This is a genomic window from Vibrio sp. B183, from assembly GCF_000740665.1.
In the GTDB taxonomy this organism is placed as follows: domain Bacteria; phylum Pseudomonadota; class Gammaproteobacteria; order Enterobacterales; family Vibrionaceae; genus Vibrio; species Vibrio coralliilyticus.
The window spans coordinates 32636-46193 of record NZ_JPQB01000008.1; the positions used below are offsets into that span (position 1 = coordinate 32636).

14 protein-coding genes are annotated in these 13558 nt (G+C 49.5%); all 14 read left to right on the forward strand.

Features of this window, described 5'->3' with window-relative positions; all coding sequences use genetic code 11:
• Nucleotides 1-11: 11 nt before the first annotated feature.
• The 14 genes from IX95_RS10250 (at nt 12) to traD (ending at nt 13452) form a co-directional block, all read left to right on the forward strand.
• The gene (locus tag IX95_RS10250) at nt 12-389 is read left to right on the forward strand and encodes a hypothetical protein (protein WP_038159514.1); all 378 of its coding nucleotides are present in this window, start codon (nt 12-14) and stop codon (nt 387-389) included.
• A 156-nt stretch (nt 390-545) separates the two neighbouring features.
• Nucleotides 546-902 carry a hypothetical protein gene (locus IX95_RS10255; RefSeq protein ID WP_038159517.1) on the forward strand — a complete coding sequence of 119 codons (357 nt, stop codon included), beginning with the start codon at nt 546-548 and terminating at the stop codon, nt 900-902.
• 16 nt (nt 903-918) lie between these two features.
• A complete protein-coding gene (locus IX95_RS10260; RefSeq protein ID WP_038159520.1) occupies nt 919-1245 on the forward strand; it encodes a hypothetical protein in 327 nt (108 codons plus the stop codon).
• Nucleotides 1246-1296: 51 nt separating this feature from the next.
• On the forward strand, nt 1297-2037 hold the full coding sequence (locus IX95_RS10265) for a hypothetical protein (protein WP_038159523.1): 741 nt from the start codon (nt 1297-1299) through the stop codon (nt 2035-2037).
• A gap of 61 nt (nt 2038-2098) precedes the next feature.
• The gene (gene trbC, locus IX95_RS10270) at nt 2099-2776 is read left to right on the forward strand and encodes a type-F conjugative transfer system pilin assembly protein TrbC (protein WP_038159526.1); all 678 of its coding nucleotides are present in this window, start codon (nt 2099-2101) and stop codon (nt 2774-2776) included.
• Complete coding sequence (locus tag IX95_RS27005; RefSeq protein WP_327196124.1) at nt 2773-3069, forward strand: hypothetical protein; 297 nt, start codon at nt 2773-2775, stop codon at nt 3067-3069. Before trbC ends, IX95_RS27005 begins: the two co-directional genes overlap by 4 nt.
• A gap of 27 nt (nt 3070-3096) precedes the next feature.
• Nucleotides 3097-4479 carry a type-F conjugative transfer system mating-pair stabilization protein TraN gene (gene traN / locus IX95_RS10275; protein ID WP_327196125.1) on the forward strand — a complete coding sequence of 461 codons (1383 nt, stop codon included), beginning with the start codon at nt 3097-3099 and terminating at the stop codon, nt 4477-4479.
• Nucleotides 4480-4497: 18 nt separating this feature from the next.
• Entirely contained in the window at nt 4498-5295 is a 798-nt protein-coding gene (gene traF / locus IX95_RS10280) for a type-F conjugative transfer system pilin assembly protein TraF (RefSeq protein WP_038159529.1), read from the forward strand.
• Between the two features lie 16 nt (nt 5296-5311).
• On the forward strand, nt 5312-5560 hold the full coding sequence (gene traF, locus IX95_RS26840) for a conjugal transfer protein TraF (RefSeq protein ID WP_235202613.1): 249 nt from the start codon (nt 5312-5314) through the stop codon (nt 5558-5560).
• Nucleotides 5557-5721, forward strand: a complete 165-nt coding sequence (locus IX95_RS26845; protein WP_235202614.1) for a hypothetical protein — start codon at nt 5557-5559, stop codon at nt 5719-5721. Before traF (IX95_RS26840) ends, IX95_RS26845 begins: the two co-directional genes overlap by 4 nt.
• Complete coding sequence (locus IX95_RS10290) at nt 5718-7100, forward strand: conjugal transfer protein TraH (RefSeq protein WP_038159531.1); 1383 nt, start codon at nt 5718-5720, stop codon at nt 7098-7100. Before IX95_RS26845 ends, IX95_RS10290 begins: the two co-directional genes overlap by 4 nt.
• 3 nt (nt 7101-7103) lie before the next feature.
• The gene (gene traG / locus IX95_RS10295; RefSeq protein ID WP_081885424.1) at nt 7104-10517 is read left to right on the forward strand and encodes a conjugal transfer mating-pair stabilization protein TraG; all 3414 of its coding nucleotides are present in this window, start codon (nt 7104-7106) and stop codon (nt 10515-10517) included.
• 89 nt (nt 10518-10606) lie between these two features.
• Nucleotides 10607-11140, forward strand: coding sequence for a hypothetical protein (locus tag IX95_RS10300; RefSeq protein ID WP_038159533.1), 534 nt, complete (start codon nt 10607-10609; stop codon nt 11138-11140).
• A gap of 194 nt (nt 11141-11334) precedes the next feature.
• On the forward strand, nt 11335-13452 hold the full coding sequence (gene traD, locus IX95_RS10305; RefSeq protein WP_038159536.1) for a type IV conjugative transfer system coupling protein TraD: 2118 nt from the start codon (nt 11335-11337) through the stop codon (nt 13450-13452).
• Nucleotides 13453-13558: the final 106 nt, after the last annotated feature.

Consider the following 13558-nt stretch of genomic DNA (forward strand, 5'->3'; position numbering starts at 1 on the left):
AAAATCACCCCATGAAAATGCACCGGCTTACCGCTTTTCACTCTTTAGGCATTCAAACAGTCTTGACCGCCGCATCGGTTTTACTGCTCCTTCAGATAGACCAAAAACACATTGACTGGCTGACTTGGGGAGTGTTCACACTACTCTTTCTAATCGCTCAGAACATCGCGCCGAGGCTTTTTGGCCATAGAGTTAAAGCGGTAAGAAAGCCGAGACTCGAAGCCATTGGCACCGCACTCCTCTTTGCCACTGCCTTCGTGGCCGGATTGGAACAATATGACAACATTGTTCAAGCAGCTGTCGGCTTTACCCTAGCGCTTGCCTTGAATGTGTTCTCGATGTCAATAGGCAAACCATACGCCCATTTTCCCGTCACTGAAAAACACTAAATCAGCTTATCGGCTGGTCTTTAACGCTCCACGGTACACCCCGCACCCTCTTTCTTTTTTCAACAAAGCTCGCTTTTGACTGCTATAAGCGCATCGCGCTTGTAGAGAGAAAAGGAGTACCACGCCTTGCGTGGAAATTAATTAAGGATAACACCCATGGCTCTTCGAAAATTCTGTAAGTTTACTTTGCTTCTTTCTGTCATCTTTGGGGCTTTACTACTCGGCCAAGCCTCCCAGTTCTTACAAACGCTAAAGGACCATCAACGCCATGAAGTCAATGAATGGATTGATAGCCACCCTGAGCAAGCTTCGACCGCTGAGACGTTTATTAAGCGCTGCTTTGAGACACGCATGGCCAACAAAGCGAACTCATCAGAAGCCCCCACCCTAAAGGAACCGATGTCCCTGTACGACTGTGGATATAGCGTCAATGCAGACCAACTCGTTCACCACCTTCAAAACCGCGATAAATCTTGGTTGTCTCTTGCATGGCCTCTATCCCTTTTCGAATAGCAAGGAGCTCAGCATCATGGCACTCAGATGGACACACATTCACCAAGCCTTTCAAGGTTTACTCTTCTTGTTCGGCCTAGTCTTTGCTGCGATGACCACGCAATGCCTCGTTTTTGTCTTTTGGGTCTACCTTGTGCTCTCTGAGCACTGGCTCAAGCTTCAAAGCAATAGCACCGAGCAATGGCAGCAGGGATTAATAACCATGTGGGAAGGATCACTGGCGGTGACCATTAAGATACTTCTTATCGTGGGCATGGCGTTTTGTCTTAACAAGATACTCAAAAACAAAGCCAGCCAGGCCTCCCAAATCGCACCATTTGATACCGACTCCGCTCAGAAATAGCGGAGCAAAGCGTGAACCAACCATTCTCAACCCAACATAAGGATTCATCCCATGGACCGATTCTATCCCTACCCATCCTGGCAAAGCGCCAGAAACCTGTTCCACTCGCTCTTTCATCTGCTCACCACTCAAGCCGCGGTAGCGTGCTTTTGGTTGGCGGCCCTCGCCACCGCGTTGGGCGGCGTTCCCTGGGCAACCCAAACCGTGGTCAGTTGGGTCGCACAAGCAGCTTGGCTTGGCACTGCACCTAAAGGCTATATCCGTGTCTATGAATGTGAAAACCATACCTCTATCGATAGAAATGAGGTGATCGGCCAGCAACACTTGTGTCCTGGTTCCGAGGTCAAAGCCATTCCCATTGAAGAATCCGCGACGTACACGACCGACAACGTCTACCGACTATTGACGTCGTACTATCTACTGGGTCTCATACTGGCCGCCGCCTGCCGGTTACTTTTTCCTTTCGCTGTCGGTGTATCCAGTGCTGCGCCCTCAAAACGACTGTACAAGTATCGAGCACCGATAAAACCTGGCGACCCCGCTCACTATGTCCTCTATGTGGATTACGTCAAACCGCAATCATGGACTTCATACCTTGGGTATTGGATTCGCCAGTCGCTGGGAAGCAAGATTGTCCTCACCGAACCCCAACTGAGCGGCGCTAACTGGGAGTACCATAACCATCAATGGACCGTCACCTTCGCGACCGTCACCTTCGCCAATGGAAAAACACTGACTGGGCTTGCCTCCATTGAGCCCTTTACCAGCGCCAAAAACCATACCAACCCATAACCTCCCTTGCGGTGCTCACACCATCGCGAGCACCGTGCTAACAACGACAATAGGTTACCCCATGCCAAAAGCTTTACTATTTGTGCTGGCCTTTTGGCTAAGCACACCCGCTCTCTCCTACACAGAAGATGAACTCAAAGCACTCGCCAAACGTGAACAGGCGATGACACAAATTAAACCCACTGAGCAATTTGACGAAGTCTGGAATCGAGCACGCCAGCAGCAACATGTCGCCACCCAGACAGGCACCACCGTTCAAGCGCTCGTAAAGCCCAACGCCATCACAGAGCTACTTGGCACACCGAAACCGACAAAAAACCCGAATCGAGCGCCGAAAGGCATCATGGTATTCGTCTCCTTGACCATGCCTGACACAGCCTTGAAACAACTTTTAAGGCAAAGTGCCCACGCACAAATTCCGCTCGTGATCCGTGGTGTTTTGCCTCAAGGCTTTCCAGCAACGACAAGCCGAATTAGTCACCTAATCGGGCAAAATAGTAAACAGCCGATTGAATCAGGCTTTGCCATCAGTCCTGAATGGTTCCAGCAATTCAACATTCAGCGCGTACCCGCGTTCGTCTCTGTTCGTGATGGCCATTGCCTGCCTAAGCAGCCTTGCAGTGCCAACGACTATGACGTTGTTTACGGCAATATCTCGCTTTATCAAGCCCTCAACATCCTTGAAGGAGGTGACGCAGGAGAAAATGCTCGCCTAGTCAATAAGAGGCTTCAACGATGAAAAACATCATTCTGGTGAGCATGCTTGGACTATTGTGTGTAAAGGCAATGGCCAACCAAGAACAATCCTTTAACGATACGGCGAACTGGGCAAAACAAACCTCTCAATCCATGCTCACACCGAACAGTATCCCCCTGAACATTAATGACTACTGCAAAGATGCAAGTTGCCAAAGCAAAGTCGCCAATCCATCAGAAACAAGCCTCAATGATGGCAACATGGAGGACAAGAAAGCCGAAGCTATGGCCAACGATGAACTGGCTCAAGGCATTCAAGCCAATACCAACAAATAGAGGCCCGACTTTAAGAATGATCAGCAGATGCGGTACGCATTAATTGGACAGGAAAACGCCTATGAAATCAGCCATGATGTATCAAACAAATACGTCAATTGCGATTCTGGTGAACAGTGCTTATTTGACGACTACGACAAGATTTGTCACGCCCCGACGAACACCCCAGTTCCGTGCAGCAAAGTCCCTTCCTTTACGCCTGACGTCAGGCCAGCGGGTTACAAATGCAATTCTGGTTGGACACTGAAGGGATATTACTGTACTCGCCCTGTCGTAGAGTGTCGTTTTGACGGCAGATACAACTACGTTCAGCGCCGATACGGGAGAGATACCGTTCCTGTCACTATCTATCTTTGGGATGGTGTCCACCACGGCAGCGGAAAATGGAAAGGGCCCTTACAAAGTAAAAGGGAACTGGGTGAGAGAAACTATGTCGAGATGTACACCATCTGTGGGTACGTCACTGAATCTACTCCAGCCATACCTCAATGTACCTCTGGTTATGCATTATCCGGTGCAAACTGTGTTAAAAATGACGTTTCCTGGGAAACACAATGCACCCTCATATCGGAATGCAAAGCCATCTCCGAAACCTGCGTCGAACCAGGTGGTACACGAACCATCAATGGTGTTCCTATGACGCTACCCTGCTGGAAATACGAAATTAACCACCTTTGCGAACTCCCCGACAATTGTGGGCAATTTTCTGAATGCAGAGAAGGGGCGAGAGAATGCAGCTTGCAGCAAAATGGCGTCTGTATAGAAGAAAAAATTACCAAAATATGCACCGAAAAGACCTGTCGCCAAGTGACGTTGCAGTGTGGTGAACAATCTTTCTGCTTGGATGGTGATTGTTACGATAGCACTCCAAAGCGTAATGATGAATTTGATAGATCAGCGGCAGCCCTTGCTGGACTGGGTGAGGCAGCTAAAGGACTTGGAGACCCACCAAAGATATTCACAGGCAAACCCATGCAATGCTCGAAAAAACCAGTGGGCATCGCAGACTGCTGCAAAGATGGAGGCTGGGGAACCGACATTGGGTTAGCGCAATGCTCAGAAGAAGACAAAGCGGTAGGCAAAGCCAAAGAAAAAGGTCTCACTATCTATGTTGGTGAGTATTGCGCTGAAAAGATACTCGGTGTCTGCATTAGAAAGAAAAAATCCTACTGTGCCTACGACAGTAAACTGGGAAAAATCATCCAGCAGCAAGGCGCGCTCAATCAGTTAGGAAAAACGCTCGGCTCAGCCGAAAACCCGACCTGTGCCCCTTTGACACCGGAAGAATTGTCTGACATCAACTTTGACCACATTGACTTCACCGAGTTCTACCCAGAACTGCACGACAACATCAACCTCCCCGATCCCAACATCATCAAACAGCGCATCCAAAGCGCAGTGGGTGGTTAACACCAGTGGAGAAATATCATGGATTCCTATACAGCAGCACCACTGGCGGCGATTGTCGCCTTGGTGCTTTCGTCGTTACTGACCATGCCGCTGCCAGCACTAGCTGATAGCACACCGCCCGGGTGGCGTTTTTATAACGAACCCAAAGAACCTAAACCCATCAAACCAAAACCGCCTGCCCCTCCCGCTACTCCCGCTACAACGACAACCAAAGTCATGAGCGCGACGGAGCAAATGGCCTGGTTTCACAAACAATGGAACGAAGCCAAAGCCGCAACCTTCATTGACCCTGATAACAATGAAAAACTTCAGCGTTTTATGGAGCTCAATCGCTACATTACGTCTCAAACCGACATCACGGCCATGACGTTTAAAAAGCTACTTGTTGAGAATCCAGAATTGTCATACACCAAGGACCACCCAACCGAACAAGCGGCCCGCAAAACCTACTTAGCCGCCATCGAGGCGAAGCAAGAAAACAAGGTTCGTGAAATGATGAGAAACGGCTGGGGTTTGTTTTTCGTGTATGAGGGAGAGGACGCGCTCGCCACTCAGCTCGCGCCCTCCATTCAGCAATTTGCCGACCGCTATCAACTGGACTTATTGGGCATCAGTAATGATGAGGTCTTTGCACCAGGCATCCGAGAAAACCGAAGCAACCAGGGCAAGATCACCGCCGCGTTTACACCGGCCATTTTACTGGTTAATCCAAACTCTGGAGAAATGAAACCCCTCGCTTATGGCTTCATCTCCCAAACCAAACTCCTCAGCCGCTTTTATAACGTGGCCACCGACTTTAAAGACTCCAATTACTGAACAATGAGGTCATCACATGCACCGTATTACGCTATTCTTACTCTGCTTTTTCACCGCCACATCCTTTGCAAAAATGACGGACAATTACGCCGTTGTGTTCATTTTCCAAGGTAGCTGCTCATACTGTCATCAGTTTGCCCCTTCTGTCATAAGGGCTGCGAGCGAACTGTCATTGCCTGTTTATGGGTTCACGCTCGATGGCGACGGCATTCCTGGCTTCGACATTCCCATCCAGCAACCCAAGAGATTCACCAAACGTTCATGAAGGGACCAAACGGCAGCAATGTGGTGCCCGCCACATTTCTGATTAACGTCAACAGCCGTAAATTTGCCCGCATCTCATCAGGCTTTATTGATTACCCGACCTTCTATCAAGCACTGTCTAACGCTCTATATGACCCAGAAGTCAGGGGGGCACTGCAATGACCTCTAACCGAACCAAAGCCACCGTCGCTTTATCTCTCACGGGGCTCCTATCCATCGGGCAAACACAGGCAGGAACAGGGAGTTCTCTTCAGCAATTTTTCGACAATTCAGGCTATAACGCCAACGTCACCAACCCCATTGCTTATCAAGGCCAAAGCGCCAACTACTACAGTGGAGGCTCACTATTTCTGCGTACCAATGTCGTCAATGCATCGTTGGCCAACGTCACCGTCCCAAAGATAGGAGCCGGCTGTAGCGGTATTGACTTATTCATGGGCGGCTTTTCCTACATCAGTTCCGATGAGCTGTCTAAATTTGGTAAAGCGATCATTCATAACGCGCCACCGTTTATTGTTGACCTGGCCCTTCAAACCTGGGCTCCCCAGCTCAAACAAAACATGGACAAGCTGCAAGCCAAAGCCGATAAATGGCTCAATCAATCCATCAGCTCCTGTGAGGCAGCGCAAGCAACTGTCGGTGGACTCGCCGCCTTTGCTGCGCCAGCCACTAAAAAACATGTCTGCGCGACGCTTGGAACACAAAGCAACGCCTTTTCTGATTGGGTGGAAGCGCAGTCCAAATGTAATAACGATGCGACGGTCAATGGCCAGCTTGATGCGGCCAACACGGACCCCGCCCTTAATGAGATGACCATGCGCAGTCACAACATTGCGTGGTCCGCCATCATGAAGAACAGTTACTTTAAGAGTGACCCGGATTTAGCGCAGTTTGCCATGAGCCTTTCTGGCACGTTTGTCTACGACAAAGATGGCAAACCCGCGTTCTACGCCAGCCTGCTTAAAGATGACAACAACATGGTGGATGCCCTACTTAACGGCGGAAAAATACGCCGCTATACGTGTGGGGACACTTCCGCTGAGGGTTGTTTGACACTCTCCATCACTGAACAAACCATCCCAGCAAACAGTGCCTTCAAAGTGCGTCTTCAGAAAGAGCTCGATGACCTATGGCGAGTCGTGCTGGGCGACCAGTCACTCAGCGCCAAACAAAAAGGCTTCATCGAATTGGTACAAACGCCCATTTTGAAGTTTCTGTTCGACAACGCCGTGGTGGGCCAAACGCCTAACACCCCCGCGTACGCCAACATGCTGGCCATCGAAATGCTGAACCGATACCTGACCAACACATTGAGTGTGGTTGAACACTCTCTGTCCGCGTCCAACAGCAGTCTAGAGAATATCGAGGCCATTAAAACGGACATCGCCAGAGCCAGACAGTTTATGCACGGCCTGACGACCGAGGCCCTCAATAACATCAATGCACAAAATAGCCTCATCGCCGCAGAGAAGGAAAAACAGCTCTCTGGCAGAAAAGGCTTGTCCAAACTGCTTCCTCAACATCAGGAATACCAGGAGTAACCCATGGTTTTCGAATACTACACCTACACCGCTGGGCCTGTGGCCCAGAAGGTGTTCAATGCCATTGCCACCTTTTTCAAAACCCAAACCTTTGCCGATTACCTACAAATTTGCATCATGCTCGGGCTGGTCGCGACCACCTTTATTTTCATGCTCAAACGTGACCATCGCGAAATCGGTAAATGGATGGCCGTCTACAGCTTAGTCCCTCTCATGCTCATCAACATGAAAGGCACCATGCTCATTGTCGATAAAACCGAGCCCGGGCGCGTGTATAACGTTGACAATGTGCCTTACCTTGTGGCCCTGCCCACCTGGTTCTTCAGTGGGATGATGGTTGGCATCACGGAAGGTGTCGAAGGCATCTTCACTACCTCCGACGATGAGCGCTATGGCCGGACGGGGATGCTCTTTGGCTCTGAGCTCTTTCAATTGTCTCGCCACGCCAATGTGCGCACCGCTGAGCTGCAAAAACAGTGGGATGATTACTTTGAAAACTGCATCTTTATGGACATCCAAATCAACAACAAGTACTCGTGGGACGAACTGTTTGGGGCAGAGGACATCTTCACCTTCCTCGATGGCGTTCGCCAAAGCCCACTGAGAGGGATGTACATTGATAATGCGTTTAAGACCTGCGCCGAGGCGTATCCTGTCGTCAAAAAAGCCTTTGAAGATGCCGCGGGCGAGGACCTGAACCTTCTGGCCCAACACCTGTGGGGCAAAAACGCCCAGCTTTACAAATCTCAAACGGAGCAGTCCCTACAGCGCAGTTACTCTAAATTTGTCGGCGTCAGTATCAATGCGTCAAACATCATCAAACAAAACATGGTGATGAACGCGATTCGTTACGACATCGACTCGGCAGACCCCGCTCAAACCGCGATGAATTACGCCTACACCACCAACAAACTGCATACGACGTCCATGTGGGCGTCACTCGGGTTAATGGCCCGAGAGTATTTGCCGATGCTTCACACCATCATGTTCCTAATGTTCAGTAGCCTGGCTTTCTTCATTGCCGGTGCGGCGATGCTCCCCGGGCTCACATGGACCGTATTGTCCAACTACGCCAAAACCTTTGCTTATCTGGCGACCTGGCCAAGCTTGTTTGCCATCCTCAATGCCATTCAGCTTTGGGGCTTAGAGCAAATGAGTGACACCGTAGCAGGTCGCTTTGGTGGACTGGCTTTGTCGAATGCCAACCCGATGGAAGAGCTGCACAGCCGCTTTTCGTACATGACCGGGCTGATGATGATGAGCGTGCCTGCCATTGCAGGCGGCATCCTGAAAGGAGGAAGCGCCGTCATGTCCAGCATGAATTACCAGCTTGCCGGTATGATAAACTCCACCAACGCCCGGGCGTCTGCCGCCGCCTCGAGTGGTAACGTAGACTTTGGCAACCTTCAGATGGATAGCCACAGCTACAACAATACCTCCGCCAACAAGTTCGATGACAACACGTTAACCAATACGGGCCACCGCTATACCCAAAACGCCGACGGGTCTGTCACTACCGACCACGCTGATGGCCATCGCACGTTTAATGCGACCCCAACCATCACGCAATCGACCTTCCAGACCACGGCGCAACAGTCTATCCAGGAGGGTATCCAAGATAATTTGAGTCGCACTGAACAATCGCTCGCTCAGCAGTCGATGAGCCTCGGCAACAACATCAGCACAGGCATGGCTCAAACTGACCGATGGGGAGAAACCAAAAACCGTTCACTGTCTTATGGAAGCGGTCATACTACAGGCACTGAAGCACAAGTCAGCGAAGGGATGAGCGATATCCAATCGGCCATTAAGAGCGTGTCACAAGCCACCGGCTGGACAGAAGACCAGTCACAATCTTACTTGCGCACCATGAGTGTAGGCGGGGGGATAGGCTTTGGAGGTAAGCATGGTGGTGCTGGCAAAGGTGGAATGGGCATCATGCAATTCCTTAACGCGAATGCGGGCGTCAACTGGTCGAACGACGACAGAGAATCATACAGTAAGACGGTAAACGAAAACCAGCAAGTACTTGACCAAGCGACCGCCCAATACACCCAGGGGGCAAACACGATTACTCGTGCGGCAGAGCAGACCGACAACAAAGACAATCGAAGCGAGATTGAGCAGTACGCGAACGACTTCGCGATTAACTACAACGAAGGAAAACAGCTCGCGGCGCAAGCTACTAAGAGCGAATCGGATATGCTGGCCTACAGTCACGCTCTATCGAGAATGGAAAACGACTCGGCCTCCTTTACGGCCAACCACATCATGGGCTTCCAGAACTTCTTGGAAGAAAATATGGATAACCCTAATGATATTCAGCGTCTGATGACCGCCCATCAACCCGAAGACCTTCAGGAGGTCAAAGACCGCTATGGCAAATATATTCAAACCGAAGCGTTTAAAGAACTAACCGGCGTGGGTTCATCACAAAGCCAGTCAGCAAATCAGCTAAAAGATGAGTATCACGTCAGCAAACCAACACAGCATATGGCCCCAGAAATGAGCGATAGCCAGAGCTATTTAATGGAGGCGGGGCAAGTGATAAGCCAGGCCAAAACCAACCTAGACAGAGACACCAACATGGCCGAGCGTCAGTCTTGGGAACTGTTTGATGACCAGAGTTTCAACGAGGTGTCCAATCAAGCCCAAAAGCAACAGGAACAAGCTACCCATCAATCTAAGCAAGTACCGGAGACGCTGGTTTCTCCTAAGCTTCACGACGAGGTTGCCCCAAAAACGGGCTCGCCTAGCCCTGCCAACAACAATCTCATTTTAGAAAGCGCTTCGATACCCGCTATCGCTTCCTCGATAGCTGAAAACGCGGACAAGATAAACGAAAGTAGCCCAGCGTTTTCCTCTACGGAAAAGCCGATAACGGTCGCCGAAAGCATGGGGGATATTTCCCTTTCTCGAATGCCGAATAGAAATGAAACCACTGACACTGGAATGAGCATGGATAGATACGGTGATGCGATGCCGAGCCCACATGATAGGGCGATGAGCACTCAACATGCTCACCACCACTCACTGGAAGGCAGTACCCCTCCAGACACAATCGCGACAGCAAAGCCTGACGAACAAACAGTACCAATTGACCAACACTCTCACTGGGCATCACAAGAAGCCGTCCACCAAGAGCGAAACTTGGACAATACCTCTTCCCTGGCAATGGGGAATGAAGAACCTCAATCTCAAGTCAATCAATCCCAAGAGGACTCCAGCTCGCTCGCATCCTTGAACAATGAACCAACAATACAGGAGCACCATTCAGATCTGCCCGATAATTCCAGCTCTGCGGAAAGTGTGTCCGAGTCTTACGCTCGCTATCAATCCAAAGATGAACTTGACTTATCTGAAGGCAACGAAATGAAGATGTCCAGCTTGTCTTCCGACAAAACATCGACCACGTAAATATATTAATCAGGGTGCATAAAAAGCTTTATGCACTCTTTAAATGCTGTTAAAATAAACAGTGTAAATATGATCAGTAGGAAAGAACTATGAAGCGACTTTTGATGACATTACTCACTGTGTGCCTCAGTCTACCCACTTGGGCACATTCTCCAGCACTGACTCAGCTTTTAACAGAGCTTAACACTCAATATCAGCGGGACGACCTATTACCCATAGACATCAAAGACAAAGCAGACATAAGTAAGCTACCCTACTTTCTCTTACATATTGATGAGGCAGATACGCCAGAAAAACTCAAACTAGACGCCTACCTCACGGGCCTACACAACGGCATTTATGACAGCGTCAACATGCAGCGCCAGATGAACGCGCCAACGTGGTTTTGCATGAGAGACACCATGATCATGAATCCGAAGCGCCACCCTGACTTTTTGAAGGAACTGATTTGGTCAACCTTAGAGAAGGTGGCCAATAACGATCCAGAAAAGTATCGCAGAGATAACTATGCTGGGGCGTTTATGGGGTCCATAAATGGATTAGTATTGTATGGCCTTCAGACGACATACCCATGCTTTGACCCGATACCAAAGCAGCTTCAATTTAAATCCTTTAAATACTAGGCGGTTAAAGCGAACTTTTTCCTAGTACAGGCTCAAATGAAGTTCGTTTGGTCCCAAATAACCTGATCATTCTACCTACCCATCAGCCACCTTTATGGTGGCTGTGTTGCCTCTTCACCATCACAACACAACCACTATCCGAAAGCGCCTATTTAGGCGCTTTTTCGTTATTGAATAGCAAATAGGATTCGTTTATGAGTTCTCAACACACAAGTAATCATATTACTCGCGGTGGACAGATCACCTTCCACGCCATTCACATGTTCTTCCAGGTACACAGTAAACTTGGCCGATACATGACGTATGCCGTTGCGGCTTTGACTTTACTCCTGACCTGGTTAAGAGCCCCTGACAATGCAGGGTGGGCGCTCTTCTACACCGCCCGAAATCACTTATACCAAGGCTTTGGTATGCAAGAAAGCACCACTGTCACGACGTTTTGGAATGGCCAACGTTACGTCAGTACGCTGGGCCAGCAACTGAACAATACGGAACTCAGCACGCTCTATGATTCTGTGATTCACCAGGTGCAAATCAACTTTCTCATCGCGCTCTTTGCCGGTTTAGCCCTGTTCATCTTGGCCACTCGCTATTTCAAAGCACAAGGTGAGAAAAAAAGTGAGGACAAACACATTCGTGGCTATCAACTGGTCGACCCCAAAACAATGAGCAACGACTTAAAGAAACGGGCAAAGGAGAAGAAAAAGCGCGGCAATGGCAACGGTAAGTTGTCCGATTTTGTGATTGATGACATTGCCCTATTCAAACAAGATTTTGAAGTGCAACACTTAGGCATCAAAGGAACGACCGGGGCGGGTAAATCCGTGGCCATTCGAAAACTGCTGCGTTGGATACGCAAACGTGGCGATAAGGCGATCATTTACGACAAAGGTTGCACGTTTGTCGGTAAATTCTATGACCCAAGCCAAGATATCATCCTCAACCCTTTTGATGCACGCTGCGCTGACTGGGATATCTGGTGTGACGCCATCGATGCCCCTGACTTTGACAACATGGCCAACGCATTGATACCCCAGCACGGTGAAGGGGATCCGTTCTGGGTCGATTCTGCGCGAACCATTTTCGCCAGTACCGGCTACCGCATGAGAAATGACAAAAGCGGCGAGCGAACCACTGAACGTTTACTTAACCTCATGCTCACGTCAGAGCTTGAAGAGATAGGCAGCTATTTAAAAGGCACCGAAGCCGCTTCGCTCGTCTCTGACAAGATCCAGAAAACAGCGATTTCTATCAAATCCGTTCTGGCTACCTACATCAAAAGCCTACGCTTTCTTGATGGATTGAACCAAATCGGCAAAGATGGCCAGCCAGCGCGCCAAAAGTTTTCGATTACAAACTGGATACAAGATGAGAATCAACGCGGCTTTTTATTCTTATCCAGTGCGGCTCGCCAACACGCCTCTTTACGACCGCTCATTTCAAGTTGGTTGGCCATCGCATCCAACGCCATCTTAGGATTAGAAGAAAATCCAGATCGTCGTATCTGGGTCATCATGGATGAAATGCCCAGTCTGCATAAGTTGCCAGAACTGGGGGAAATCATTTCGGAAGTGCGTAAATTTGGCGGCTGTTACGTGATTGGTCTTCAATCTTACGCACAATTAACCAAGACCTATGGCAAGAACGCAGCGGAAGTCATCCACGACTTACTCAATACCCGATTCTATTTCCGCTCACCGTCCAATGCGATGGCAGAAATCTCATCAAAAGATTTGGGCGAGCAGGAAATTGAGCTCTCGAAAGAGAATATTTCCTATGGTGCCAACGAACTGAGAGATGGCGTCTCACTTGGCCACGAAACCCGCACTCAACGTATCGTCATTCCAAGTGAGCTTCAGGCGCTCGATGATCTGGAATGCTATCTACGTGTGCCTGGGTCTTCCTATATCACAAAGCTCGACCTCATCTATGACCAAATGAGAAACATCGCAGAACCTTTCATCAAGCGTGAGTTCACGCCTTCCCCTGGTATGTTAGAAGCGTATGAAAAAGCCGTGTATCTCGAAACAGTGGTACCAGGAATGGCCCTGCCTGAGTCAGAGCAAAATGCCTTACGCGCTATCCAGGCGTCGCAATTTGAAAGTGAAGATGAAATGAAAATTGAAGCCTCTCAAATGAATGCGGCTTTGAAAGGTAACACCATCCATCAACTGAAGAAGCATGCCCAACGTAGTGAGCCAGAGTCGACGACTCAACCCGCTGCCCCCTCTTCTGGTCGAGAAGAAGCGCAGCGTCAACTGGAAGAAGCCGCTATCGCTCAACACACTGATATCGGAGAACTTGCAGATTGACGGTCGAAAGTGAAACCTCTGAACAGCACGTTCCACGTCATTGACTCTTCACCCAAAGTAGCCACCACATTCAAGTCTGGCCCCCTTTTCTGAGCGCTCAACCCTT

Bases quoted from the DNA above. Each gene is read 5' to 3' on its own strand.
- IX95_RS10250 (WP_038159514.1), top strand. From the start codon at position 12: ATGAAAATGCACCGGCTTACCGCTTTTCACTCTTTAGGCATTCAAACA.
- IX95_RS10255 (WP_038159517.1), top strand. From the start codon at position 546: ATGGCTCTTCGAAAATTCTGTAAGTTTACTTTGCTTCTTTCTGTCATC.
- IX95_RS10260 (WP_038159520.1), top strand. From the start codon at position 919: ATGGCACTCAGATGGACACACATTCACCAAGCCTTTCAAGGTTTACTC.
- IX95_RS10265 (WP_038159523.1), top strand. From the start codon at position 1,297: ATGGACCGATTCTATCCCTACCCATCCTGGCAAAGCGCCAGAAACCTG.
- trbC (WP_038159526.1), top strand. From the start codon at position 2,099: ATGCCAAAAGCTTTACTATTTGTGCTGGCCTTTTGGCTAAGCACACCC.
- IX95_RS27005 (WP_327196124.1), top strand. From the start codon at position 2,773: ATGAAAAACATCATTCTGGTGAGCATGCTTGGACTATTGTGTGTAAAG.
- traN (WP_327196125.1), top strand. From the start codon at position 3,097: ATGCGGTACGCATTAATTGGACAGGAAAACGCCTATGAAATCAGCCAT.
- traF (WP_038159529.1), top strand. From the start codon at position 4,498: ATGGATTCCTATACAGCAGCACCACTGGCGGCGATTGTCGCCTTGGTG.
- traF (WP_235202613.1), top strand. From the start codon at position 5,312: ATGCACCGTATTACGCTATTCTTACTCTGCTTTTTCACCGCCACATCC.
- IX95_RS26845 (WP_235202614.1), top strand. From the start codon at position 5,557: ATGAAGGGACCAAACGGCAGCAATGTGGTGCCCGCCACATTTCTGATT.
- IX95_RS10290 (WP_038159531.1), top strand. From the start codon at position 5,718: ATGACCTCTAACCGAACCAAAGCCACCGTCGCTTTATCTCTCACGGGG.
- traG (WP_081885424.1), top strand. From the start codon at position 7,104: ATGGTTTTCGAATACTACACCTACACCGCTGGGCCTGTGGCCCAGAAG.
- IX95_RS10300 (WP_038159533.1), top strand. From the start codon at position 10,607: ATGAAGCGACTTTTGATGACATTACTCACTGTGTGCCTCAGTCTACCC.
- traD (WP_038159536.1), top strand. From the start codon at position 11,335: ATGAGTTCTCAACACACAAGTAATCATATTACTCGCGGTGGACAGATC.